We start from the raw sequence: 22,297 nt of genomic DNA on the forward strand, positions 1-22,297 counted from the left end.
TACCAATGGTGGCTTGCGCGCCATCGCAATGATCGCCGCTTGCGCAGATCCGGGGCGGCGACGGCAAAAAACGATACGCCGCAGGCGCGGCGTATCGCTGGGATCCCAGAGCCGGATCAGTCGGCGTTGGCCAGTTGCTTGGGCAGCTTGAAGGTCCAGACCGTGCCGCCCTGATTGAGGTAGTTCACCTTCTTGGCGACCTCGCCGCCCCAGAGCGGCACAGCGCCACCCCAGCCGGAGACGACCGAGACATATTGCTCGCCCTCCATGTCCCAGGTGACGGGCTGTCCGACGATGCCGGAGCCGGTCTGGAACGACCACAGCTCTTCACCGGTCTCGTCATCCAGCGCGATGAACTTGCCCTCAGGCGTGCCGAAGAACACCAGACCGCCGGCAGTGGTCATCACCCCGCCCCAGAGCGGCGCGTCGTTCTTGTACTCCCATTTCCACTCGCCGGTGGCCGGGTCGATGGCCTTGAGCGAACCGATATGGTCCTCGTACATCGGCTTGATGGTGAAGCCCGAGCCGAGATAGGCGGCGCCCTTTTTGTAGGTCACCGGCTCGTTCCAGATATCCATGCCCCATTCGTTCGAGGGCACGTAGAACAGACCGGTATGCTGGCTGTAGGCCATGGGCATCCAGTTCTTGCCGCCGAGGAAGCCCGGCGCCGAGAACACCACCTCGCCCTTGCCGCCATCGGCCGCCGAGGAAGGATCGCCCGGACGGTTGTCCTCGTTGTAGATCGGCCGCCCGGTCTCGTCGATGCCGCTTGCCCAGGTGATGTCCTTGACGAAGGGATGGGCGCTGACGAAAGAGCCGTCCTCGCGGTTCAGCACGTAGAAAAAGCCGTTGCGGTCTGCGGTGGCGAACAGTTTGGTGCCGTCCGCGTCCTCATAGGCCACGACCTCGTTCACGCCGTCATAATCCCAACCCTCGCGCGGGGTGGACTGGAAGTGCCACTTGATCTCGCCGGTGGCCGGGTCGATGCCGAGGCGCGAGGCGGCATAGAGGTTGTCGCCGGCATTGCCTTCGGTGGGCGCGCCTGCGTTGCGCAGGTGGCTGTTCCAGGGCGCCGGGTTGCCGGTGCCAAAGACCAGCGTATCGGTCTCAGCATCGTAGGAGCCGCCGAGCCAGGTGGCGCCGCCGCCGGTCTTCCACATGTCGCCCGGCCAGGTGGCGTTGAGCTCACCGGTCATGGTCGACTCTTCGCCGTTCAGCGTGCCCATATGGCCTTCGATCACCGGACGGGTCCAGACCATGTCGCCGGTCTCGACGTCACGCGCCTGCACCTCGCCGACAATGCCGAACTCGCCGCCGGAATTGCCGGTGATCACCAGCCCGTTCACGATCAGCGGCGCGGCGGTGTAGGAATAGCCCGCCTTGTAATCGGCGATCTTGTCGCGCCAGACCACATCGCCGGTCTTGCGGTCGAGCGCCACAAGCCGGGCGTCGAGCGTGCCGAAGATGATCTTGTCGCCATAGATCGCGGCGCCACGGTTGATCACGTCGCAGCAGGGCAGAATACCCTCGGGCAGACGCGCATCGTATTGCCAGAGCTCTTCGCCGTTCATCACGTCGATGGCGTAGAGCCGCGAATAGGAGCCGGTGACATACATCACGCCGTCATAGATGATCGGCTGCGTTTCCTGCCCGCGCTGCTTTTCGCCGCCCATGGAAAAGGCCCAGGCGGGCACGAGGTTTTTCACGTTGTCCTTGTTGAGCGTCTCCAGCGGGCTGTAGCGCTGAAGATGGCGCCCCATGCCGTTGGTGACGACCTGTTCGGTCATGGTCTGGTCGTTGGCCAGATCCTCTTCGGTGACCTGCGCCTGCGCGACACCGGCGGCGAGCAGGCTGGCCGTGACGGCCAGGATAAAGCGGTTCATGATGTCCTCCCTTCGAGACGGTTCGGAAATGCCGGCGTGGCGGGCCGGTCCTCCGGTGAAAATCATCCCCGGCAGGGCGCCGGAGATGAATTGCACCATGGTCGTACGACCTTTGGGCCGGATCACTCCTGCCCTTCGATGGCGCGGTTGTCCTGGGTGGTGATCGACGTCAGATAGGCGAGGATAAAGTCCTGCACGGTGCGGTCCTCGATGCCCACATGGCGCATCTTGGTGCCCGGCATGAAGCCGTCATTATCCGCCATCCAGGCGCGCAGGGCCGCCGGGGTCCAGACGATGCCGGAGGCCGAAAGCGCGGTGGAATAGTCGTAATCCGGATAGGTGCCGGCGCCGCGATAAAGCACGTTCTCCAGCGGCGGACCGTAGGAAGGATCCGTGGAATCAACGGCATGGCAGCGGCGGCATTCGGCATCGAAGAGCTGCTTTCCCGCCGAGACCTTGACCTCGTCGAACGTGTTGGACAGGGCCGGCGTGGCCAGGCAAAGCGCGGCGAGCGCAATGAAACGGTGCATGGTGTATCTCCCGGGGTTTGCATCGGTTCCGGACGCGCGCACAGCACCGTTCGCGCAAGGGGCCCGCGCATCCGCCCCGAGTATCCCGCCTGCGCTGTGCGGGGTGTATTGCACCATGGTCTAGGGGGCTGGCCGGAGTTCGGCAGGGCCTGTCTCAGACATCCCGGCCACCCGCACGCAACATGGCAAGGCACGTTCACACCAATCCCCGACTCTGATGACACCGGACCTCCGCTCCGGATAGAGTCAAGAAAGGCACTCAGGAAACGATCATGTCGAATATCTGGATATTTCTACTCGGAACCTTGATCATCTTTTCGATCGCGATCCTCGCGACATCTCTGCTGTTCCTGAAATTGTTTGCGCATTCCTCGGCGCCGCTCCCCTCCTCCGCTTCAATCGAAAATGCACGGGAGTGGATCGGGGCAACCAGCGGATGGTTTGCCGGGTTCGTAGCCATCATTGCGGTGCTCGCCTCCGTGCTGATGATATCGCGGCAGATTTCCAGCGCATCGGACCAGCACCTTGAGCTTATGAAGTTCCAAGCGCATGAAAAGCTTGTGCTGGCGACACAGGTTCAGACCGCCGCAAGCGGCGCGCATGGGACCATCGTGCAACTCCATGACTCCGTCATAAACCGGGACGACGAACTCACAGACGGGAAGCTCCACAACGATCTCGCGGCGGCCAGATCGGTCTCGAAGCTGCTGAGCGATACCGGCCTGTCAGATAAGGCCTACCAGCTATTCGGGCACCGATCTGCCTTCGGATCTTTCGAGGCTGCGCTAGACGACTGGATTGCAAAGGCCATGTTGATGCTGAGAACATCGGTGGAGCCGGAAACCGGCGAGACGCGGAGACAAATGCTCAAGCGATTGAGCGGGGCTCTGGTGATCCTAGAGATCGAATTACGACATACGCAGAGTGAAGCGCGAGATTTCATCAAGATATGGGGGCATTTAACGCCTTAAACGACGGGATAATCTGCCGCAGAGTGCCGGAGACCCGCGCCGACAAACGCCAGAGGCACGGGCACAGCACAGTTGGCGCAAGGGGCCCGCGCGTCCGCGCCGAGTATCCCGCCTGCGCGGGGCGGGCTGTATTGCACCATGGTCTAGGGATTAGGACGACAGTGCTGTTGATGAGCAGCACATTTATCCTTTGGGGTCACAAACTGCCTTTTCGACCCGCTGCATGAAAATCTGAAGGGCGGCTATGAGCCCGAAGTTACCTATGCTGCGCATTGCTCGAATGTCTGCGTTTCAGGATGCGGCCAAAAACGTGACAAAATCATAGATGGTTTTGCCGAGGGTTTGTGGCACAAGGTTTTCCAATGATCTCGGTGAACCCACGGTTCGTGACAAAAACGACCGTTTTTGGCCGAGGTGTTTTGGCAGGGGGTATTTGTCCCATGTGCGTGCAGTGCTGACGTACGCGCGAAGTCCGCTCTTGGAGTGCGAACTTTTGAACGAGATTGTCAAACGGGTTCATTCTTTCGGATCGTTAACAGGGCTTTGGTGCTGGGAACTCTTGCTTTCCCTGTGCTTTTGGCAAAGCATTCACACCATAACAAACTGGAAGAACGGTATTTCATCATGGGTGCACTAGCACAGCAAGTTTCCATCATACTACCGTTCGTCATTGGACTTTTGGTTGGTGGCTTGGGTGTTTGGTTGTGGACGCGAATTTCAACCGAGACATCGAGAGAAGAATTGAGGCTGTCGTTTGTGAGCGAAACGGCCCTGATTGATCAGCTTCGGCATCATACCAATGAAAATAATAGGCTAGCAGGCTCAGAAGGTGAGGAGGCCCTCTTCGATTTTATAACTTCGGAAGCATTGTTAGCGGGTAGAATTGATGAAATTGCGGAAGCAATTGATAGCTCGGACAGTTACGACGAAGCCTTCGCTAAGGCTCGAGTCATTCCGTTTCGACCAAGAGAAGCCCCTGGAGAAGACAATAGCGACCTCCAACCACCAGAAGACGATCCCTCTCGCTGGGAGCGTATAAAAGGGAAAGCCAAGGGAGTGAAGGATAAAGCTCTAAAGGTTGCCAACCAAAAGCTTCAATCAACTGTCAAAAGTTGGGCTGGCGATGCCTCCCAAGACGAATAGTAGGAAGATCGCGACCCAGCTGGCAGCTTCTGGTGGAAATCGCAGTGGTTGCTCGATCTCCCTATTAACAAATATTAATTTCTAACATGCCAAAACTCATACGTTTATGACACCAGAAAAAACGACCGTTTTTGACCCGGCGATTTCCCGGAAGCCGCCGTTGGCGCATCCGCAACGAAAGCCCGCTTTGTCCGCATAGCTACCCTCTGGCTCTGTCCACCCCGGTCAAAACCCGTGACAAAAAAGGCACTTTCGTTGCTGATCCACAATCGGTCCACATGTTTGCAGCGGGTTGCCGAAGTCCGACAGGACAAATTCGGTGCCTCGGGAGAAGCGCGCCAGGCAGCCAGCGATCACACCGGCAATTTCAACTCAAGCACCTGTGACCGGATATCCGGCGGGGCCAATCCGGATCAGCCCTGATACGCGGCCTCACAGTTCAACGCGTATTCTTCCAGCAGATCGATGAATTCGTCGGTTTTCTCGGGTGCCATGAAAAACGTGACCGAAGACGCGCGCAATGGCGTGGTCAGTTCTGCGCCCGAACAATACGAAACGGTCTCTCTTGATTTAGAATAGCTCTGCGGGTCGATCTCTTCCCGGTATCTTTCACTGAGCGACTCGAGCCGGCTGGCGACGTCTTTGGGGTATTTCCTGAACTCTTCGTCGAAAATCCGATCGCCGGTTGCGTTCGCAACCTTCAAAAGCCGGTTGTAGGCCCACCTGTAGGAATAAACCAGGCCCGCTCCGGGCGCACCGGGAAACGGTCTCGCCGGCCTGCTATGTTCGACATCCGCCCTGTCGGCTTTGAGGATCCGGATATCAATATAGGTGTCTGACCTTCCGACACTGGCGCCCTTCGAACAGGCATCCAGTTTGTCCAAGGTCAGTTTGAGAACGCAGCCTTCGAAGGAGGCGGTTTTCCGGGATGCAAGCTGTCCCTCGGGGGTGACGTAATCCCATGCCAGGATGTCCGCCAATCGCTCGGCCGGACCGGCCTGTACTGAACCGGACATTAAAGATAGGACAGTCATCACCGTCGCAGCAACAGAACGTTTCATCGGGCACCCTTTTCACTCATGACGAGTGTCGGGTTACACGACTCTCAACCCCAAGGCCACCCGGTCCAGGTCGCAAATGCCCTTCGGGCGACCCCACGCCGCACCGTCAGCTCTCCTCCTCCTCGCGTTCCGCTTCGGCGTTTTCCGCCGCCCAGACACCCGCCGCTTCGACCGCGACCATCGAACTCGTCGGCAGCACGTTCAGATAGCTCTCGCTTTCCTCCTGCGGCGCGCTCACGCGCTGGGTCATCCGGTAGACCGCGTAGAACGCAATTGCCGCGAAGGTCACGCTCAGCACCAGCCAGAAGGCCTGCGGCCCCAGCACCTCCATCGCCCAGCCGGCAACCAGCGGGCCGGCGATGGCGCCGAGGCCGAAGGTAAAGACCAGCCCGCCCGACGCCGCCGGCATGTCCTCGGTCGAGAGCACATCGTTGGTGGTCGCGATGATCAGCGCATAAAGCGGCGTGGTGACGCCGCCGGCAAAGAACGCCGCCGCGAGCAGCGCCCAGAACCCGCCGCCCATGGCCCAGCCGAGCGCACAGACCCCGGCGCCGAAGATCGAGGAGCCGAAGATCAGCTTGCGCCGGTCGAGCTTGTCCGAGAGCCAGCCGATCGGGTACTGAAGCACCAGCGCGCCGGCAAAGAGCATGGCGATGAAGAGTGCGATCTGCCCCGCGCTCAGCCCGATCTGCGTGCCAAAGACCGCCCCCATGCCCGATTGCGTCGCGTAGACGCCGCCGAGCAGGAACATCCCCACCGTGCCCAGCGGCGAGGCGCGGAACAGCGCGCGCAGCGGCATCGGCCGCGCCACCTCGACCGCCGGCACCGGCGTGATCGACAGCAGGATCGGCGCGAAGGAGATCGACACAAGGATCGAGGCGCCGATGAACAGCACCGAGGTGCCCGCATCGCCCAGCGACAGCAGCCCCTGCGCGCCGATGATGCCCAGGGTCTGGGCGATCATATAGGCCGAGAGCACCTTGCCGCGGGTCTCGTTCGTGGCCGCGTGGTTGAGCCAACTCTCGGCGGTGACATAGACCCCAGACATACAGAAACCCAGCAGCAGGCGCAGGATGGTCCAGGCCCAGGGCTCGGCGATCAGCGGAAAGGCGATCAGCCCGGCGGACATGAAGCTGCCCAGCGCCGCGAACACGCGCACATGGCCGACGCGGCGGATCAGCTTGGGCGCGGTCTGCGCCCCGGTCAGGAAGCCGATGAAATAGCCGGAGGTGACGACAGCCAGTTCCGCTGCGGAAAACCCTTCGATCCCGCCGCGCAGACCGATCAGGGTGAAGTGCATGCCGTTGCCCAGCATGATCAGGACGATACCGAGAAGGAGCGCCCAGACGCCCGCCAACACATTGATCATGACGACTGCTTCCAGCTCCCGGGCACGCGCACTTACCGCTTTGTCGCCGAGATCGGGCCGATCCGCTTACATATGCGCGGCATGAATCTTCCGCTTTGCGACACCGGAGCCCAGTTCTGACACCAGCGGGTATCTCTGCCCCCTGCCCGTTTGCTTCGCCGCAGCACGATTCGTAAAAACCTCAGAACAAAGGTGCGTAGCGCCAGTTGTCGGCATCCGGCGTGATCTCGTCGAGATCGTAGCCCGCGCCCTGCAAGCGCTTCGCGACAGGCAGGCCCGCACCCGCCGCCTCGTCGATCAGGCGGCGCCCGGCGGCCTCGTCCTGTGCGATACCGAAGCCGCGCATCAGGTTCACACCGTGGTTGAATTTGCCCACCGGGTCGCCGGCCTCGGCGGCCTGCCGGTCCCAGCGCGCGGCGGCGTCGGGGTCGAAATCGCCGCCGAACCCGTTCTGCTCCATATAAGACATCCAGGTCATCGCCCCGGTATAACCCGCCGCCGCACAGGCCTCGAAGATGGCGCGGGCGGTGGCGTGATCGCCGGATTTGGTCATCAGATAGCCCGAAGCGCAGACCATCATGTCGGTGTCACCCTCCGCCGCGCGGTCGCGCAGGGACTGCCAGGTCAGCTCTTCGGGATTGGTTGTGCCGTATTCGTCCGCCGTCACGGGCAAGGCCGCCAGCAGGCAAAGGGCCGTGAAAACCGTTCGCATTCTCCGTCTCCTCTCGCGATTGCGCCGGCGGGTCAGCCCCCTTCCGGCCTGAAGGCCGCGCCCCAGGGGAAGCGCCCGACCTTGATCGTCTTCACCGGCTTGCGCGCCGCCACGTCGATCACCGTCACGTCGCCCGAGACGCCGTTCGTGGTGAAAAGCCGGCTGTGATCGCCGTCGAAGGCCATATGCCAGACACGGCGGCCCACCAGCAGATACTCCTCGACCTCATAGGTCTCGGCATCGACCACGGCGACGTGGTTCGCCGGGCCCAGCGCGATAAAGGCGGTCTTGCCGTCCGGCGTCAGCTCGAACCCCACCGGCTGGAGCCGATCCTGGTGCACGCCCTTGATTTCGAAATGGATCTTGGCCTTTTCCGCCTGCGTCGCGGTGTCGAACACGGTCACCGTGCCGCCGATCTCGGCAGAGACCCAGAGCTCGGCCCCGTCCTTTACGAATTCGGCATGGCGCGGACGGCTATCCACCAGCGTATTGGCAAAGATCGCCTCGCTCTCGGTGTCGATCCAATGCGCCATATTGGTGGTCTCAGAGGTGGTGATGACTATCTTGCCGTCCGGGCTCACCGCCATGCCCTCGGGCTCGATGCCCACGTCGATCTGTTCGATCACCCGGCGAGTTTCAGTATCGACCACGGTGGTGATCGCATCGTCCTCATTGGCGATATAGAGCCGCCGGTCGTCGGGATGCAGCACGAATTGCTCCGGGTCTTCGCCCGAGGGCAGATCGTGCAGGATCTCGCCCGAGACCGGGTCCATCACCTGCACCGCGTCGCTGTCGGAGGCGCAGATATAGACGCGGGAATAATCGTGGCTGAAGGTGATGCCGCGCGGGCGCTCGCCGGTGGGGATGGTGCGGGTGACTTCAAGGCTGTCGATGTCGATCACGCTGATCGTGTCGTCCTTTTCATTGGTCACCCAGATCTCGCCGCCCGCCAGCGCGGGCGCGGCCAGAAGCGTCAGGATGGCGGTCAGTCGCAGCATGTCAGTTCTCCTCGAATGCGCGGCAGGCGCTTTCCGGGGCGTCGCGCCCCAGCGTGTCGAGCTCGTTGCCCTGATGGAAAAACCCCTCCAGCGGCGCGGTGGCGACCACGGCGCGGTCGGTGACGATCGGGATCGGCTGGCGCAACTGCCCGTTCCACGGGCGGAAACTCAGCGGACGGCCCTTGAAGCCGGCCAGTTCGAACGCGTCCGAGAGGATATAATCGCGCAGCACGCCCGCCTCATCCGAGCCGGTGCGGGTCACCGCCTCGCCCAGCGTGCGCAGCGCCGCCCAGGTGGCGTAGTCCTCGGACGTCATGTCGCGATGCGCGAGATCCTCGAAGCGCGATTGCAGCTGCGCCGCGCCCCATTGCTCGACCACCGGCGCCCAGGCCTGCGGCACCAGCTCTTCGGAGCCCGCGACCGGGCGCGGCAGCCAGGTGTTGTAGACCACGTAGCGGCCGAAATCGCCGATCTCGTCGGCGATGAGCAGAACGTCGTGATCGCCGAACTCCTGTGTGAAAAGCGGCACCTCGGCACTGGCATTGCGACGCATGTCGGCATCGAAGATCCAGTCCTTCTCGCCCACCAGCTTCAGCCGGAATTTCTCGACCGAAGCTTTCAGCGCCCCGGCAAAGGCACGGTCACTGTCATGCCCGCCGGAGATCAGCGCGACATCGCTCCAGCGGCGCTGGACGAGGAACTGCGCCAGCGCATCCGCACGCATCGCGTCCGACGGGATCGCGTGCAGCAGGTTGGCGCGGCAGGCATCGTCGCGCAGCGCCGCATCCGGCGCGCTGGTGTTGAAGAGCAGCGCGCCTTTCGCCTCCGGCAGATCGGCGATGGCGGTCAGGGTCTCGGCGGGCGCGTCGATCACCAGAAAGGGCGTGCCGGCCAGTGCTGCCCGCGCCGCCGCCAGCGCGTCGCCGCCCTCGGGCACGGCGGTTTCCATGAGCGTCCAGCTCTGGCCCAGGAACTTGCCGGTGGTGGCATTGTCGGCCAGCCCCAGCCGCGCCCCCGCGAGGCCCAGATCCTCCGGGTCGGGATCGAGATTCGACAGCACCGGCGGCGCCGGACGCTCCACCGAAAGATAGCCGACCCGAACCGTCGTTTCCGACGCCGCGGCGGCGCCGAGCGACAGTGACAGCAAGGCTGCAAGCCCGAAAACACGCATGGATTGTCCTCCCTGCGATCAGGCTACCCCGGCGCGCGCGCCGGCGCCGTAAGACCATGGTCGAAGACAGGCCGGTTTCGCGACCAAGGTCCAATATGGCCCCCGGGGGCGCCTTGCTAACCAAACTGAAACCAGTGGAAACGGAGGAGGTCCCCATGTCCGCATTTCGAGTGTCTCGCCCTGTCCTGACAGGCGCCGCCGCCTGTGTTCTGACCGCAACCCTCGCCTTCGCCCATGGCGATGTGGCGCCGCAGCCGGTCGATACCGATGCACTGCCCGAGGTCGGCGAGGAGTGGCTGACCGAAAACCCCTATCGCGACGCCGGAGAGGATGTCTGGCTGAAGGCGGTGGAGATCGGCTCCTCCGGCTACAACCAGAACTGCGCCCGCTGCCACGGGCTGGAGGTGATCTCGGGCGGGCTGGCGCCGGATCTGCGCTTTCTCGAGGCCGAGGAATACGGCGACGAGTGGTTCATCGAGCGCTTCCGCCACGGCTATACCCAGAACGGCACCACCAAGATGCCGGCCTTTGGCGAGCTCTTGGGCCAGAAAGCCGCCTGGGCGATCCGCACCTATGTCGAGGCGCGCCCCGACGACATGGCGGTGGAGGATCAATCGGACGAGCTGAAGGGCATCCGCGACCAGCTCGCCGCCGGTGAGGGCGACGTGGCGGCGTTGCAGGCGCGGCTTGCCGAGATCGCCGGCGAGATCGAGACGCTTTCCGGCGCGCCGGTGGCCGACAGCATCGCCTTCCGCGCCGCCAATCAGCTTGCCGCCGATCCCGGCGCCACGGCGCATGCCGCCGAGACGCTGACGATCGGGCTCTCCGCGGCGCACTGACATGTTGCGGCGTCATCTGATGGCCGCGCTCGCCGGGCTTGCGCTTGCAGGCCCGGCTTTCGCGCGTTGCGGGGACTGGGTGCCTCAGCCGAAACCGCAAAACGCCAGCCGCGACATTGTCGGCCAGGATCTCGATCAGATCGTCGAGCGCGGATTTATCGACTTCGCCGCCTATGAGGATTTTGCGCCCTGGTCCTATCAGGAGAAGGGCAAGCCTGTGGGCGTGGATATCGAGATCGGCCGGCTGATCGCTCAGGATCTCGGCGTCGAGGCACGGTTTCAGCTGGTGCCGGCGGGCGAGAATCTCGACGCGGATCTGCGCAACAATGTGTGGAAAGGCCCGGTGATCGGCGGGCGCGTCTCGAACGTGATGCTGCATGTGCCCTATGACAGCGAGTATGCCTGCCGGGTGGAGCAGGTGGTGTTCACCGGGCAATACGCAGCCGAGCAGATCGCCATCGCCTATCGCGAAGAGGCCTATCCCGAGGAAAAGCCCGTTCCCGCCTATTTCCGCTTCGACACGGTGGCGGTGGAGAACGACTCGATCTCGGATTTCTACCTGACCTCCTTTGCGAACGGGCAGCTCGCGCAGGGCGTGCGGCGCTATCCCAGCTATGCCGCCGCGATGGGCGCGCTGGCGGCGGGCGAGACCATGGCGGCGATGGGGCCTTTGGCGCAGCTCGAAGCGGGCGCGGCGCCGGGCATCGGCATCCACCAGCCGCCGCTTGCGGGCTTCGCGGTGAGCCGCTGGACGGTGGGCGTGGCGGTGCACATGCGCTACCGCGCGCTGGGATATGCGGTCGACGACGCGATCCGCGCGGGGCTGGAGGACGGGCGCATCGCCGCGATCTTTGCCGCCCACGGGGTGACGCATCTGCCGCCGGAGCGGTAACGGTTGCGGCCAAAATACCCGCCCCGGACCTGATCCGGGGCCTCCACCTCACCGCCCCACGCTGCCTCGGGGCATGAGGCCCCGGGTCGAGCCCGGGGCGGGTAGCGCCCCCCGTGGGGTGGGCAATCCGCCCACCGCCCGCGCTACACCTCCACCACCCGCAAATCGCCCCCCCGATCCACCAGCGTCACACGCCGGATCCCGGGCAACGCCCCTGCCGCCCGCGCGAGCTCCTCCGCGCTCATAAGACAGCCCGCTGTCGAGACCCCGTCCGCAACCGTGGCACTCTCCGCCTCCACACTCACCGTCGACCAGCGCGCCGCGCCCTGCCCGCGCGGATCGAGGATGTGGCCCCCCTTCCCCAGCATCAGCGCGCCGGGGCTGGAGGTGGCGATCGCCCCGCCCTCCAGCGTGCGCGTGCCGAGATAACCCTGCGCGGGATCGGAGAGACCCAGCCGCCACGGCCCGCCCAGCGCCCGGAACTCGCCGATATTCACCAGCGCCCGGCCAAAGCCCCGCGCCGCCAGAAGATCCGCCACCAGATCCGTGGCATAGCCCTGCGCGATGCCGTTGAAGGTCAGCGCCTGCCCACGCGCCAGAACGATCCGCTCGCCCCGCGCCACCCGGTCCCAGCCGATGGCCTCGCGCGCCACACGCACATCGCCCCCCATGGCCAGCGCCCGCCAGAGCGGCTGCACACTCGGATCGAAGGCCCCGCCAGTGGCGCGATGGATCGCATCCGCCTGCGCCATCAGCGCGCGGAAATCCTCCGACGGCACCAGCCGACCCTCGCGGTTCAGCACAGACAACTCAGAACGCGGATCATACAGGCTGAAGCACCGCTCCACCCCACGCAGCCGCGCAACCGCCTCCTTCAGCGCCGCCGGCGCCTCCGGCCCGTAGAGGGTGATCTCGGCCTCTGCCCCCATCGCCACACCCCGCCAGCGCGCCGGCGCGGCATCGGCCAGCGCCGGCGCCGCGACACAGGCGGCGGAAATCGTCAGGAAACGGCGACGCGACAGGCTCATTCGGCGGGCACCCCGTCTTGCCGGCGAATAGGCCGCTTGCGCGCCTTCGCCGCCAGCACCAGCGGCACGCATTGCGCCGGGTCGTCATGGATTTTCACACAGTCGAGGCACTGGAAGCATTCGGAATAGGCGATCCTGCCGCTCTTCTCGATGGCGCCGTAGCGGCAGCGCACCCGGCAGAGCTGGCAGGGCGAGCCGCATTCGGCGCGCCGCGCGATCCAGTCGCGCCCGCGCAAAAGCCCGCCAATGGCCATCACCGCGCCCAGCGGGCAGAGATAGCGGCAGAACCCCTTGAAGAGCATCGCGCTCAGCAGCAGCAGCCCCACCGCCCAGGCGACGTAAGGCCAGGGGCGCAGGAAATGCGTGGTGATCGCGGTCTTGAACGGTTCGATCTCGGCCGCCGTGTCGATCTCGCCCGGCGCCACGAAGACCACCGCCACCATGCCCGCCAGCACGAGATATTTCAGCCCCTTCAACCGCCAATCCCAGCGCGGCGCGGGGTCGAACTGCGGCAGGCGCAGCAAGTGCCCCAGATGCGCGGCGAATTCCTGAAGCGCGCCGAACGGGCAGAGCCAGCCGCAAAAGAAGCCCCGCCCCCAGAGCACGAATCCCGCAATGGCCGCGCCCCAGACCAGCAGCGAAAACGGATCGTAGAGCAGGAAGGCATAGCTGCCGCCGTCGAGCGCCGTGCGGATCACCCCCAGCACCGTGACAATCGAGAGCTGCCCCTGCCCCCAGAACCCGACAAAGCCTGTCATCACCGCCAGGATCCCCAGCCGCAGCGGCGTGAACACCCGCGACGCCGCCAGCCGGTTTTGCGCCGGCCCCACCGCCAGCAGCAGCGCGATCAGAAAGACGCAAAGCAGGATCAGGTCGCCCTGCCGGTTGAGGATCGCCTCGCGCCAGGGCGGCAGCGTCTGCACCGCGCCGGGGCGCAGGAAAAACCGCTCGGGCGTGGCGTGGCGCACACTCAGCTCGCGCATGCCGATCTCGGGCTGGAACATGCCGTGTTCGCGCACCGCCTCGACCTTTAGGATCCACTCGCGCGACGGATCGAAGCCCAGCCGCCGGTCGGTGCGCAGGATCATCGCGATGCCCCCGGGCACACCCTCCGCCAGCTCGACCAGCAGATCCGCATCGCGCAGCGCCACCGGCAGCCCGTCCTGTTCGGCGGCGATGCGGTCGGGCGCGGTGTTGCGGATGAACTCGGGCGAGACCAGCCCGTGCCGCCCGGCCTCGATCAGCAGAATCGGCTCGTCGTCCGGAGAGATCGCCAGGAACCGCGCCAGCTCGGCCTGCGTGTCGGGTGCCAGCAACGCGCGGGCGATAGACGGCGGGCCGAGATCGACGATCCAGAGATCGAGATAGGCGCCTTCCGGATCGTCCGCCGCCTCCGGATCGTCATCGGCCCAGATCGTGCCGGCAAAGAGCGCGTCGACCTCGGCATTGCTGACCCGCTTGTGGGTGGCGATGCCCTGCGCCACCAGATCGCCCCAGCTCAGCACCTCGTCACGGTCGGGGTCGGGATAGGCGGGCGGGCCGGCGGAAATGCCCTGAAGCTTTTCGCGCGCCACCTCGCGGGCGGCGGCCATCAGGCTTTCATGGGCGATGCGCACGCTGGCGGTCGCCTTCGTCACCCCGTCGAGATAGACCAGCGGCGAGCCGGCGCCGCCCTCGCCATAGGCGTTGCCGACCACCATGGTCTCGGAGATCGAGCGCCCGGCATACTGCTCGAAGAACTGCCGGAACGGCGCCTCGCCCAGCCCGGAGACAAAGATCGGCTCGTTATGCGAGATCAGCCGTACGTCGAGAAACCGCCCCTCCGGATCGAGCATGGCAAAGATATTGATCGGGGCGCCGGAAAAGCCCGGCAGCGGCGCCATCAGCTCGGTCTCGAAGGCATAGCCGGCCGGCCCGCCACCGGAATTCAGCAGCTCCCACACGCCTTTGTCGTTCACCTCCTCGCCCAGCACATAGGGCGCATAGACGAATTCCGCCATCGCCTCGCGATCAAGCGGCGCAGCATGGGCCCGCCCCGTCAGCAGGGCGGCGAGGCTTAGCAGAAAAAGGACCAGAAGGCGCCGCATGACGCGACCCTAGCAACGCCCCGCGCGGCTGCCGATGCGACCAAGGTCTGAGAGTGCGATTTGGGAGAAGGATCTGCGGTGCCTTTGGGGAGGGGAGAGTGTGAAGAAAGGCACCGCAGAGGGGTGCTGATGCGCTCCCGAAAGCGCATCGGCACCGGGTCCGGCCCGGGCGGCAGTTGACAAGGAGTGCCCGGGACGGGAGGAGCTCTTAGAAGAAGCCCAGCTTGTTGGGGTTGTAGCTCACAAGCATGTTCTTGGTCTGCTGGTAGTGGTCGAGCATCATCTTGTGCGTCTCGCGACCGATGCCCGACTGCTTGTAGCCGCCAAAGGCCGCATGCGCCGGATAGGCGTGGTAGTTGTTGATCCACACCCGGCCCGCCTCGATGTGACGGCCGAAGCGGTAGCAACGGTTCGCATCGCGGGTCCAGACGCCGGCGCCGAGCCCGTACATCGTGTCATTGGCGATGGCGAGGGCCTCTTCCTCGTCCTTGAAGGTGGTGACCGAGACGACCGGGCCGAAGATCTCTTCCTGGAAGACCCGCATCTTGTTGTGGCCCTTCAGGATGGTCGGCTGGATGTAATAGCCGTTCGCCAGATCGCCGTTGAAGCGCGCGGCATCGCCGCCCACCAGCACCTCGGCGCCCTCTTCGCGGCCGATGGTGAAGTAGGACATGATCTTGTCCTGCTGCTCGGCGCTGGCCTGGGCGCCCACCATGGTCTCCATGTCGCGCGGATCGCCCTGCTTGATGGCCTTTACGCGCTCGATGCAGCGGGCGATGAACTCCTCATAGATGTCTTCCTGAACCAACGCTCGGCTCGGACAGGTGCAGACTTCGCCCTGGTTGAAAGCGAAGAGCACGAAGCCTTCGACCGCCTTGTCGAGGAAGGCGTCGTCCTCGGCCATCACGTCGGAGAAGAAGATGTTTGGCGATTTGCCGCCCAGCTCCAGCGTCACCGGAATGAGGTTCTTGGTGGCGGCCTTCATGATGATGCGGCCGGTCTCGGTCGAGCCGGTGAAGGCGATCTTGGCGATGCGGTCGCTTTCGGCGAGCGGACCGCCCACCTCGGCACCGAAACCGTTGACGATGTTCAGCACGCCGGCGGGCAGCAGGTCGGCGATAAGCTCCACCAGCACCATGATCGCGGCTGGCGTCTGCTCGGCAGGCTTCAGCACGATGCAGTTGCCGGCGGCGAGCGCGGGCGCCAGTTTCCACGCCGCCATCAGGATCGAGAAGTTCCACGGGATGATCTGGGCAACGACCCCCAGCGGCTCGTGGAAGTGATAGGCCACGGTGTCGGCGTCGATTTCCGACATGGAGCCTTCCTGGCTGCGCAGGACACCGGCGAAATAGCGGAAGTGGTCGATCGAGAGCGGGATGTCGGCGGCGGTCGTCTCGCGGATCGGCTTGCCGTTGTCCCAGGTCTCGGCCTGGGCGAGGATCTCGAGGTTTTCCTCCAGACGGTCGGCGATCTTAAGCAGCGTGTTGGAGCGCTCGGCCGCAGAAGTCGCGCCCCAGCCGGCCTTGGCGGCATGCGCGGCATCCAGCGCCAGCTCGACATCGGCGGCATCGGAACGGGCGACTTCGCAGACAGTGCTGCCGGTGATGGGCGTGATGTTCTCGAAATAGCGGCCGTTGACGGGGGCCACGAATTTGCCGCCGATGAAGTTGTCGTAGCGGGCCTTGAAGGGAGAGGCGTATTTGCCTTCCGTTTCGGTCATGACGTTCATGGAAATCCTCCTTTGAGCCCGGGTCCTCCGCCCGGTGTGCCTCATACCTGCCGCGCGGAAGCGGTCGTGTCAGCCCGGGCACGGCGGGAGACGGGGCGAAACCGTCTCAGTTGCGAGACAGTTTTGTCGGAGAATGTGGTGGTAGAGGGAAAGAGAGAGCGTGTGGTGGGCATATTGCCCACCCTACAAGTGACATGTCAGCGCGAGCCACGCCGGGTATTTTTCCCATGTAGGGTGGGCAATATGCCCACCGCCGCGCAAAACACCGGCACGGCTCAAAGCGCCGCACAGACCGCCGGCTGACCGTAAAGGCCCGTTACCAGCCTCCGGCGCAGCCGCGCGAGGAAGGCGCTGTCGGGGATCTCCTGCCGCAGACCGGCGCGCAGCGTTTTGGGCATGTCGACGTAGCGGCGGTAGCCGAAGCCCAGCGCGGCAGAGTCGAGCGTGGCGATCCCCGTCGCGACCTCCCGCGCCTCATCCGCGCGGTCATAGCCAAGAAGCGCCTTGGCATAAGCCTCATCGTGCAGCGCACCATGCGGGTAGAGATCGCGCGCCAACAGGATCAGCGCCGCCATATGCTCCGGCGCCAGATGCGCCAGCTCCATCGCCCAGCCTGCCCCGGCCACAAAGCCCGAGCCGATCACCAGGCCGCCCAGCTCGCGCATCGGCAGCGGCGCGCCGGTCAGCGCGCCCGCATCCTGATGTCTCATCGCCTTCTCCCCCAGTCGGTTCGCACCGGGACAGCCCCTGCCCCGGCGCCTGCATCTGCGACGCTCAGGGCACGATCACGCCGCGCCCGGTGAAGCGGCGATGTTTGAAATCGTCGATCGCCTGGTTGATATTGGCGAGCTTGTATTCGGTCTGATGCATCTTCACCTTGCCGTCGGCATTGAGCTCCATCAGCTCCACCAGCTCGATGTAATCGCCCACGAGGCTGCCGCCGATCTTGATCTCGTTGACCACGAATTCCAGCGTCGGGATCTCGATCTTGCCGCCATAGCCCACGACGATCAGCTCGCCGCCCTGGCGCAGCAGCTTCCAGCAGATATTCTCCACCCCGAGCTCGCCGACGAAATCGATCACCACATGAGCACCGCCGCCGGTGACCTCCTTGACCTGCTCGATCAGATCCGGAGCGCCGTCGAGCACCACATCCGCGCCCAGCTCCCTGGCCAGCACCTGCGCCGCCGGCTCGCGGTCCACCGCGATGACCCGCCCGCCGCTCATGTGCTTGAGGCATTGCAGCGCGATATGGCCAAGCCCGCCGATGCCCAGCAGCACCGTCCAGGCGCCGGGATAGGTGAGCTTGGCGGCCTTCTTGGCGGCGCGATAGGCGGTGATGCCGGCATCGGCCATGGGCGCGACTTCGAGCGGGGTGATGCCGGTGTTGAGCTTGATCACCGAGCTTTCGGAAGTCTTGAAATACTCCGCAAACCCGCCATCGAGCCCGAGCCCCGGAAACAGCCCGTGGTCGCAATACATATCATGGCCATAGCGGCAGTTGAGGCAGATGCCGCAGCTCCGATGCGGGTGAACGATCACCGCATCGCCCGGCTTTACCGAGGTCACGGCGCTGCCGACATCCTCGATCCAGCCGGCATTCTCATGCCCCATGATATAGGGCAGGAGCGTGCCCTCGCCGTCCATGATGTCTTTCCAGACACCTTCGATGATGTGCAGGTCGGTGCGGCAGAGTCCCGCCGCGCCGACCTTGACGACCACCTCGTTCGGGCCGGTGATCTCGGGGGGAGCGACGTCCTCGATCTTCAGCTCGACATTCATCGCGGGGTCGTATTCGTAAAGTCTTGCCGCTTTCATCTGCGGACTCCTTTCGTGGGAAAAGGGCCGCGCGCCCCTTGCGGCGCGCGGCGGCGACAGGGGTCAGGGACGGCCGAGCAGCTCGGCGCCGCCGCCGAGGGCCGGACCTTCGGTCGGGTCGGCCTCGCCCTCGTCGAGATCGCCGACCAGGGTTTCGGTGGTCAGGATCAGCGTGGCGACAGAGGCCGCGTTGACCAGCGCCGAGGCGGGCACGCGCGCCGGGTCGATGATCCCGGCCTCGTACATGTCGCCGTAGGTACCGGTGGCCGCGTCATAGCCATGGCCTGGCGCGCCGGCGGTCACCGCCTCGACCACCTGCTCGGCATCGGCGCCGGCATTCGACGCGATGCGCCGCAGCGGCTGGGTCAGCACCGAGCGCACGAGGTCGATCCCCTTGCCGATATCGCCGATGGCCGAAAGGTTGCCGAGCACCGGCGCGGCCTGCGCCAGCGCCGTACCGCCGCCCGCCACGACGCCGTCATCGGCGGCGGCGCGCACGGCGCAGAGCGCATCCTCGATGAGCTGGATCTTGCGCTTCTGCTCCACCGGAGTGAAGCCGCCGGCATAGAGGATCGCGCTGCCGCCCGAGAGCTTGGCCAGCCGCTCGCGCAGCTTGTCCTGCTCGATATTGGGCGGCGCCACATCGTACATGCGCTGCACCTGGTTGCGCCGGGCGACGACCGCCTGAGGATCGCCCTGCCCGCGCAGCACGCTGGTGGTCGATGCGGTGGCGCGCACCATCTCGGCACCGCCGAGCTGGGCGCGGGTGACATTCTCGATCTTCTTGCCGAGATCGCGGGCCAGCACCTCGCCGCCGGTGATGATCGCCAGATCGTCCATCATCGCCGTGCGCCAATGGCCGTATTCCGGCGGGTGCACGATCAGGAACTTGCCGGCGCCGCCATTCTCCAGCAGCCGGATCACCACCTCGGGGGCGATCTCCTCGGCGACGATGGCGAGCGGGCGGCCCTCCTCCTCGGCGATGGCAATGGCATTGTCCAGAACCGACGGCTGGAGGATCTTTTGATCTGTCAGCAATATCAGCGGGTTGCGCAGCACCGCCTCCATATGCTCGCGGTCGGTCACCATGTGATGCGAGATATAGCCGCGCTCGAATGACATGCCCTCCATCACATCCATGGTGGTCTCGATGGTGACGCCGAAATCGGCGGTGATCACCCCCTCGCGACCCACCCGGCGAAAGGCCTCCGCCACCAGATCGCCGAGCTCGGGATCGGTTGCCGAGACCCGCGCCACCGCCTGGAGATAGTCCGGATGCGCGGCGCAATCGCGTGCGCTTTCGTCGATGGCGTTCACGATGCGCTCCACCGCCATGTCGATGCCCTTGCAGAGATCGACCGGTTTCACACCATTATCGGTGAGCGCCACGCCGCGCTGGATCAGCGCGTTCGCCAGCACGATGGCGGTGGTGGTGCCGTCGCCCGCCACCTCGTTGGTCTGCATCGAGACCTCGCGGACGACTTGCGCGCCCATGTTCTCGAACCGGTCGGTCAGCTCGATCTCGGACGCGATGCTCACCCCGTCGCGGGTGATGAGCGGCGTACCGACCGGACGGTCGACCATCGCGTTGAGCCCCTTGGGCCCCAGCGTCGGCTCCACCGCCGCCGCCAGCCGCGCAACCCCGCGCGCCAGCGCTTTGCGGGCGAATTTTCCGTGTACAAGCAGTTTGGCCATAGTGTCCTCCTTCGCCGTGCGGCATGCCGCCGGCGTCCTCCCAGAATTCTTGTTGTGTCAGTCGCTTACTTGCGCATCGCCGCGTCCTCGCGCGGCGGCACACGGCCCAGCATGAAATCCACCAGCGTCGGGCCGTCGGCGCCGATCTCCACCTCCTTGTAGCGGGTGGAGGCGAGGCCCCGGCACATGGCGCCGTTGAACTCCATGCTGATCCGCGTGCCCCGAAGCCGGTCGAGATGCGCCGGAAGATCCGCGGGCGCGATGGGCTGCCCGTCCCAGGTCGGAAACGCCGGAGCATCCGGGGTATCCGCCAAACCCTGAGTTTCGAGCAGATCACGGTAGCGTGCCATCTGCCGGATCTCGTCCTCGCTGCCGAAGACCACGCGGTCGAGCGCGCCCACGGTCATCGCGACAATCTCCTCCGCCCCGAGGCCGCGCCGGCGCAGACCGCGCAGCACCACTTCCTGCCGCCGGTCGAAGGCCTTGGCCATGAATTTCTCGACCACCTCGCCCAGATCGGCCCCGTCGCAATATTCAGCAAAGACCTCGCCGAAGGCCCGCCCGCTGTTGACGCCCTCATTGACCTGATCGCCGAAGCAGTGGTCGTTGAGCCAGACCTGCACCTCGCGCACCCAGGGCAGCGCGCCGACCTCGCGGCGGATGCCGAAGGCCATGAGAAAGGCGAAATTGGGCGAGCACCAGTAGGTGGGAAGCCGGAACTCGACCTCCACCCGACGGGCGTCGATGACCTCCAGACGCTCGACAAAGCCCATATCGGTGATGGGTTCGTCGAGCTCCGGATCGGTCACCATCTCCAGGCATTCCCAGACCTCGGTTTCGAGATCCGCCCTGATGATGTCCGTCAGCATGGCCTCACTCCGCCGCGATCTGCACCGGGGCGCCGGCGAGCTCGGATTTCTTCGCTCCGACGTCGATGCCGTAGAGCTTGGCGGCGTTGAGCCCGAGGATCTTTTCCTTGATCTCGTCGGTGAGCTGCACGCCGCGTTCCTCGGCGATGTCGTCGGGGATCTGGAAGTTCCAGAACTTCTCGACCAGCCAGCCCGGCGTCCAGATCGCGTAATCCGAGCCGAAGAGGATCTTGTCCTCACCCACCCAGAACAGCAGCTCGGCGATCATCTCGGCGAAATAGCGCGGCCGGGCATGGATGAAGGGCAGCACCACTGCGAGCCCGCCATAGACATTGCTTTCCTGCACCGCGATCCAGCAGAAATCGTCCAGCCGCGGCTGGCCGCAATGCTCCACGATCCAGTTGAGGTTGGGGAAATCGGTTGCGGCGTAATCGACGTCATGCACGTCGAAGGCATCCTTCGACAGCGGAATGATCGTCGGGCCCTTGTGGACATGGATGTTCCTGATGCCCAGCTTCTCGCAGAGCTCGAAGCACTTGTAGGCCTGCGGATCGTTCAGCGCCCAGCCCTTGGAGGCCCCGTTCCACTCGGCGGTGTACATCTTCACGCCGGTGATATTGTGCTCTTCCTTCATGTAGTGGATGTATTCCAGCGCCTTCTCGCCATCGCGCGGATCGAAGGCGCCGTTGACGATAAAGCGCTCGGGGTGACGCTTGGCCATTTCGGCGGTGCGCTCGATGCAGCCGAAGCCTTCCTTGTAGAAATCGCCCAGAACCGTGGTCTGCACGATGGCCATGTCGTCGGGTCCGTCGACGAAAAGGTCGCGATAGATGTCGTCCTCGGAGTATTTCTCGAAGCGGGACTTTTCCCAGAGATGCTCCTTGGGGCTCAGGTTGGTGTGGTAGGCGTAGAAGCAGTCGATGAACTGCTTGCCATGGATATTGGCCTGGTTCTCGGGGCTGCCGTCCCAGAAATGGGTGTGGCCGTCGAGAACGAAAATCTCCTTGCCGTCCGGTGTCTTGTACATGATGTCCTCCCTTGCTGACGTCTGAATGGCTGAGCGGTCGCCGGGGCCGGATCCGGCCGGCCCCGGGCGGTTCCGAGGCGGGTCAGATGTACTCCATCACCTCGTCCATATCCCCGAAGAGGATCACCGTGTTGTCGTCGATGCGGACCATCCGCCCATAGTGGGTGGAGGTGTTCACCTCGAAGATCTCGGCGGTCATCTCGCGGCCCAGGAACTCGGTGATCTCGTCCATCTTGAAGATCAGCTTGCCCTCGCCGTCGATCCGGATGGTCGCCGGGTTGTAGGTGACGGTCACCTTGGGGTCGTTCTCCTCCATGAACTCGGCGATGGCGCGGGCCTCGACGCTGTCGTTCATGGTGACCCCGCATTCGTGCGAGATTTCACGGCTGCTGAGGTCGATATCCTTCATCGACTTGAAGATGTTCTTCTTCGAAGCGTCGCGTGCGGCTGTCGACATGATTGTCTCCTCTTCCCT

Annotated in this window: 20 protein-coding genes; 4 read left to right on the forward strand and 16 right to left on the reverse strand. The window is 64.7% G+C overall.

Features of this window, described 5'->3' with window-relative positions:
* Nucleotides 1-116 precede the first annotated feature (116 nt).
* On the reverse strand, nt 117-1,883 hold the full coding sequence (locus I6N89_RS10790; RefSeq protein WP_207018449.1) for a PQQ-dependent methanol/ethanol family dehydrogenase: 1,767 nt from the start codon (nt 1,881-1,883) through the stop codon (nt 117-119).
* Nucleotides 1,884-2,005: 122 nt separating this feature from the next.
* Nucleotides 2,006-2,413, reverse strand: coding sequence for a c-type cytochrome (locus I6N89_RS10795; protein ID WP_076702353.1), 408 nt, complete (start codon nt 2,411-2,413; stop codon nt 2,006-2,008).
* Between the two features lie 272 nt (nt 2,414-2,685).
* Between I6N89_RS10795 and I6N89_RS10800 the strand changes: the two genes are divergently transcribed.
* Both I6N89_RS10800 and I6N89_RS10805 read left to right on the forward strand, forming a co-directional pair.
* Nucleotides 2,686-3,384 (forward strand): hypothetical protein, encoded by a 699-nt coding sequence (locus I6N89_RS10800; protein ID WP_207018450.1) that lies wholly within the window; start codon nt 2,686-2,688, stop codon nt 3,382-3,384.
* A 546-nt stretch (nt 3,385-3,930) separates the two neighbouring features.
* Nucleotides 3,931-4,527 (forward strand): hypothetical protein, encoded by a 597-nt coding sequence (locus I6N89_RS10805; protein WP_207018451.1) that lies wholly within the window; start codon nt 3,931-3,933, stop codon nt 4,525-4,527.
* A gap of 413 nt (nt 4,528-4,940) precedes the next feature.
* Here I6N89_RS10805 and I6N89_RS10810 read toward each other — a convergent pair whose 3' ends face one another.
* From I6N89_RS10810 to I6N89_RS10830, 5 genes are all read right to left on the reverse strand, one after another.
* Nucleotides 4,941-5,588: a hypothetical protein gene (locus tag I6N89_RS10810; protein WP_207018452.1), complete on the reverse strand. Its 648-nt coding sequence runs from the start codon at nt 5,586-5,588 to the stop codon at nt 4,941-4,943.
* Between the two features lie 106 nt (nt 5,589-5,694).
* Nucleotides 5,695-6,957 carry an MFS transporter gene (locus I6N89_RS10815; protein WP_207018453.1) on the reverse strand — a complete coding sequence of 421 codons (1,263 nt, stop codon included), beginning with the start codon at nt 6,955-6,957 and terminating at the stop codon, nt 5,695-5,697.
* A 181-nt stretch (nt 6,958-7,138) separates the two neighbouring features.
* Nucleotides 7,139-7,669, reverse strand: a complete 531-nt coding sequence (locus I6N89_RS10820; RefSeq protein WP_207018454.1) for a tetratricopeptide repeat protein — start codon at nt 7,667-7,669, stop codon at nt 7,139-7,141.
* A gap of 32 nt (nt 7,670-7,701) precedes the next feature.
* Nucleotides 7,702-8,667 carry a YVTN family beta-propeller repeat protein gene (locus tag I6N89_RS10825; protein WP_076702330.1) on the reverse strand — a complete coding sequence of 322 codons (966 nt, stop codon included), beginning with the start codon at nt 8,665-8,667 and terminating at the stop codon, nt 7,702-7,704.
* Between the two features lies 1 nt (nt 8,668).
* The gene (locus I6N89_RS10830) at nt 8,669-9,838 is read right to left on the reverse strand and encodes an ABC transporter substrate-binding protein (protein WP_207018455.1); all 1,170 of its coding nucleotides are present in this window, start codon (nt 9,836-9,838) and stop codon (nt 8,669-8,671) included.
* A 155-nt stretch (nt 9,839-9,993) separates the two neighbouring features.
* On the opposite strand from I6N89_RS10830, the gene pedF reads away from it, so the two are divergent.
* Together pedF and I6N89_RS10840 are read left to right on the forward strand one after the other, a co-directional pair.
* The gene (pedF, locus tag I6N89_RS10835) at nt 9,994-10,677 is read left to right on the forward strand and encodes a cytochrome c-550 PedF (protein ID WP_207018456.1); all 684 of its coding nucleotides are present in this window, start codon (nt 9,994-9,996) and stop codon (nt 10,675-10,677) included.
* A gap of 19 nt (nt 10,678-10,696) precedes the next feature.
* Complete coding sequence (locus tag I6N89_RS10840; protein ID WP_207018457.1) at nt 10,697-11,569, forward strand: substrate-binding periplasmic protein; 873 nt, start codon at nt 10,697-10,699, stop codon at nt 11,567-11,569.
* A 143-nt stretch (nt 11,570-11,712) separates the two neighbouring features.
* Here the strand turns inward: I6N89_RS10840 and I6N89_RS10845 are convergent, their stop codons facing one another.
* From I6N89_RS10845 to I6N89_RS10885, 9 genes are all read right to left on the reverse strand, one after another.
* On the reverse strand, nt 11,713-12,597 hold the full coding sequence (locus I6N89_RS10845) for an FAD:protein FMN transferase (protein ID WP_207018458.1): 885 nt from the start codon (nt 12,595-12,597) through the stop codon (nt 11,713-11,715).
* Nucleotides 12,594-14,684 carry a 4Fe-4S binding protein gene (locus I6N89_RS10850; RefSeq protein WP_207018459.1) on the reverse strand — a complete coding sequence of 697 codons (2,091 nt, stop codon included), beginning with the start codon at nt 14,682-14,684 and terminating at the stop codon, nt 12,594-12,596. Before I6N89_RS10850 ends, I6N89_RS10845 begins: the two co-directional genes overlap by 4 nt.
* A gap of 208 nt (nt 14,685-14,892) precedes the next feature.
* Entirely contained in the window at nt 14,893-16,413 is a 1,521-nt protein-coding gene (gene adh / locus I6N89_RS10855) for an aldehyde dehydrogenase (protein ID WP_207018460.1), read from the reverse strand.
* Between the two features lie 275 nt (nt 16,414-16,688).
* The gene (locus I6N89_RS10860; protein ID WP_207018461.1) at nt 16,689-17,123 is read right to left on the reverse strand and encodes a Twin-arginine translocation pathway signal; all 435 of its coding nucleotides are present in this window, start codon (nt 17,121-17,123) and stop codon (nt 16,689-16,691) included.
* Between the two features lie 64 nt (nt 17,124-17,187).
* On the reverse strand, nt 17,188-18,231 hold the full coding sequence (locus I6N89_RS10865) for an NAD(P)-dependent alcohol dehydrogenase (RefSeq protein ID WP_207018462.1): 1,044 nt from the start codon (nt 18,229-18,231) through the stop codon (nt 17,188-17,190).
* Nucleotides 18,232-18,294: 63 nt separating this feature from the next.
* Complete coding sequence (locus I6N89_RS10870) at nt 18,295-19,926, reverse strand: molecular chaperone GroEL (protein WP_207018463.1); 1,632 nt, start codon at nt 19,924-19,926, stop codon at nt 18,295-18,297.
* A 65-nt stretch (nt 19,927-19,991) separates the two neighbouring features.
* Entirely contained in the window at nt 19,992-20,795 is an 804-nt protein-coding gene (locus I6N89_RS10875; RefSeq protein ID WP_207018464.1) for an iron-sulfur cluster assembly protein, read from the reverse strand.
* A 4-nt stretch (nt 20,796-20,799) separates the two neighbouring features.
* Complete coding sequence (locus tag I6N89_RS10880) at nt 20,800-21,822, reverse strand: amidohydrolase family protein (RefSeq protein ID WP_207018465.1); 1,023 nt, start codon at nt 21,820-21,822, stop codon at nt 20,800-20,802.
* Between the two features lie 82 nt (nt 21,823-21,904).
* Nucleotides 21,905-22,279, reverse strand: a complete 375-nt coding sequence (locus tag I6N89_RS10885; RefSeq protein WP_207018466.1) for an MmoB/DmpM family protein — start codon at nt 22,277-22,279, stop codon at nt 21,905-21,907.
* Nucleotides 22,280-22,297: the final 18 nt, after the last annotated feature.

The organism is Salipiger abyssi (assembly GCF_017311415.1).
Taxonomy (GTDB): Bacteria; Pseudomonadota; Alphaproteobacteria; order Rhodobacterales; family Rhodobacteraceae; genus Salipiger; species Salipiger abyssi_A.